A 3,138-nucleotide genomic window follows, 5' to 3' on the forward strand; every position below is an offset into this window, starting at 1 on the left:
TTTTTTTGTCATGTATCACGTATTTTTTTGTCATGTATCACGTATTTTTTTGTCATGTATCACGTATTTTTTTGTCACTTATCTCCTCGCAAACCCTTGATAATACTGACTTTTTGACACCCCCAAAGTATATATAAAGTAAGTTATAAAGTAAGTATGAAAGTAACTCCTTTAGAAAAAAAGCCTTCATTTTTTTAATTTTTCAAAAAAAAGAGACCCTATCGGGTCAATCTCTTAAACTAGAAGTTCTAAAATAAATTGCTTAGCCTCATCGGACAATCCAACAATCTTCAAGAAATCATTTAAACTCTTTTCGCTTCTAGTCATTTCAGAATGTTTGATATTCTGGTATATCGTATTATCTTCAAAACAGACAATATCACAAGTCAAAAGCTCTGCTAACTGAACTACCCCAGACTTTTTCTGCCCTAATCTTGTAGTCCTAAAATCTACACAATCACCCACTTTATACTCTGAACCCACCATTGCCACCTCCTTATTTTGCTCTAAGGTTCGCAACTGCCTTGATTATATCACAGAGACTAATTTCATACGGACTTTTTGACACGTGCTAGCCCACGTGATATAATTATATTGCTTAAAAGTTCGATAAAGCTAAGCATAAAGAAAACACCCAAGGTTGCAGCCAAGGGTGTTTTTTGTGCTTGCTCAAGGCACTCAGGCTAGATTACTTGTCGCATTTGTCATGCCACTTACGGATTAGCCACTCCGCAATCAGTTCTGAACTGACACCGACAAGCAGTGGTAGCAGAACAAGCTCGATAAAGCATTTTAGCATAAAGTCTCACCTCCTTAGCAGTGCTAACTGGGTGTTGCGACTTTGTTATTATATCATGTCCGCTTACTTTATTCCATGATCTATTTGACAACAAGTAACCTAGGTCGTTAGTCTTTGGTTTGTCGGTCAGCTGAACCAAGTTCAGACTGAACCGCCTTAACCAGTCTAACTTGACCTAGCTTGTTATCAAATAGCTTTCACGGCATAAAACGCTCTCAGAGGCCATATTTTGTCCTCTAACGCATTTTAATATCAAAGGCATAGAATTATACTCCGAAAACAAAAATAAGCGAATATGAGCCTCTGAGGGCTCATATTCGCTTATTACTCTAAACTTTCTTGAATTAAAGCAAAGAATTTATCAAATTCTCGCCTGAATCCCTTTAATTCAGCCAACAAATCTTTATTCATGTCTAAAAGCTCCTTATTTTGAACCTCCAAAAACTTACACTTGGCTTCTACCTCCGATATCCGCTGAATAACATTTCCTTCAAAACCTAGAGAATAATTTTCTTTGCGAAGTCCTTGTTTTATTTTCTCAACACCTGAAGCTGATATATACACCAGACCTCTATGAGTCATCACATCATCGTTATCTAATTTTTTTCGGTGATATTTCACCAAATCTTTTGATATTTTTAACTCTTCAGCAATCTCTGACATTGTCTTCCAACTACTCATCTTTGCTCCTTTTTAACTAGTTTTTCTTACTGGTAAATTTACCACTTAACACTATACCACACGGTTGGGATATTTCCTAGTAAAAACTAGCCACTTAATACATATTTTTATTCCGGCAAGCTTAGCATCTGGATACCCATTTACTAGTAAATTCCCCCAGATACTGTGTTTGAAAGAAATAAAAAGAGACGTTCAAGAGAACGCCTTTTTACCCCTTTCAAATTTTTGGGGAGCACCCCAATCCCCCTAACAGGAAATAAAGTATTTTTTATCACTCCTCAATTTCAGCTGGTAATCTGTAGAATGGCAAGTGCTTCGGCAACTCCTCAATCTCTAAACCAAGAACATCTGCTAAAGTAGCAATCTCTTTCTGCAATTCGTTAATTTCACCCTCTAGTAATTCATAACGTTTTTTGTCCAACACTTTTTTTACTCGAGCAATTTGACTTGCCACGAATTCAAATTGACTTTCAATATCCCTTCGAGAACTATCCCAGTAGTTTTGGGCAATGGCTTGCTTTTTCTCTGTAGCTCGTAGATGGTCAGCCAAGGCATTAAAACTATCCCATGCAGTACTTTCCCACTGCTCAGCTTCTTCTACTTGCCTCAATAATCTATTTCTTTCAGCTTTTAATTTCTCGATATCGTTTATCAGTTCCGCTCTTTCTGTCATTTTGTGACTCCCTTTTCTGCATTGATTAGTCTAAAAAGTCGTAGATATCTGTTTGATGACTGTTCTCTGTTGCATGTTGTATCACTTCGGCAGTTGTTGGTTGTCGATTATCAGTAATCTGCATTTCATAGCCAATGACCTTTCTGCCATTTTTAACTACGTTTAGATAAACATCTACCCCTAATTTTTTCTCTAGCTCTTCTGCCCCAACTTTCAGACAGTTCCTTGCAAAGATTGCAGGGGGCATTCTTCTCTCTTCCCCTAAAAACCAATCTTGCCAATCGTCTAAATCTCCTTGAATGGTTGTGACACGTTGATTTTTAAAGCGATTTGCTTCCCACAATTTCATCAAAATAATGGCATACTTTGATTTGATTTGAGCTAACTCTGCCAATTTGAACGAGAAGAACTGGCTACGTAAAGCAAATACGTAAGGCGCAGCAAACTCCGAAAATTTAAACGATACCTCTCCATTCTCCATAAACTCAATCATAGAGAATAATTGCCCCATACGAATTCCCTTTTTACCGTTTTTCTCAATCGCAAAATATAACGCAGTATTTTCGTTTAAGGCTTTAAAGCCACGTGCCACACGCTCGTAATTATAGCCTGAAGCGTTCAATCCAAAGTGCTTCAGCACCTCTTTGGTAGTTACCAAGAAGGTATCCGTTACGTTGCTTTCTTTGGTAACATAGCTAAAACAATAGTCCAGGAGCTTATGTTCAAAAGCTTTTAAATTCCCAAAGGCTTTGGCTAGGTCATTCGCTTGTACTACTAGATAATCTTGCCTAGACATCAAGCCCTCAAACGCATTTTCTGACTTCCCTTTTTTCATGGTTTAACCTCACGTATTTTTTTGTCATAAATGATTATATAATATCATGTGACAAACTTCAATTGATTTATTGTTTTTTTGTCATGTATCACGTATTTTTTTGTCATGTATCACGTATTTTTTTGTCATGTATCACGTATTTTTTTGTCA

At 36.9% G+C, this 3,138-nt stretch carries 4 protein-coding genes; all 4 read right to left on the reverse strand.

Going from position 1 to position 3,138, the window contains the following annotated elements:
• Positions 1 to 234: 234 nt before the first annotated feature.
• Positions 235 to 486 (reverse strand): hypothetical protein, encoded by a 252-nt coding sequence (locus tag QZ114_RS06910; RefSeq protein WP_295501369.1) that lies wholly within the window; start codon positions 484 to 486, stop codon positions 235 to 237.
• A 637-nt stretch (positions 487 to 1,123) separates the two neighbouring features.
• Entirely contained in the window at positions 1,124 to 1,480 is a 357-nt protein-coding gene (locus QZ114_RS06915; RefSeq protein ID WP_000100266.1) for a hypothetical protein, read from the reverse strand.
• Between the two features lie 271 nt (positions 1,481 to 1,751).
• On the reverse strand, positions 1,752 to 2,153 hold the full coding sequence (locus tag QZ114_RS06920) for a hypothetical protein (protein ID WP_295501375.1): 402 nt from the start codon (positions 2,151 to 2,153) through the stop codon (positions 1,752 to 1,754).
• A gap of 25 nt (positions 2,154 to 2,178) precedes the next feature.
• The gene (locus QZ114_RS06925) at positions 2,179 to 2,988 is read right to left on the reverse strand and encodes a replication initiation protein (RefSeq protein ID WP_295501378.1); all 810 of its coding nucleotides are present in this window, start codon (positions 2,986 to 2,988) and stop codon (positions 2,179 to 2,181) included.
• Positions 2,989 to 3,138: the final 150 nt, after the last annotated feature.

Source organism: uncultured Streptococcus sp. (assembly GCF_901875575.1).
In the GTDB taxonomy this organism is placed as follows: Bacteria; Bacillota; Bacilli; order Lactobacillales; family Streptococcaceae; genus Streptococcus.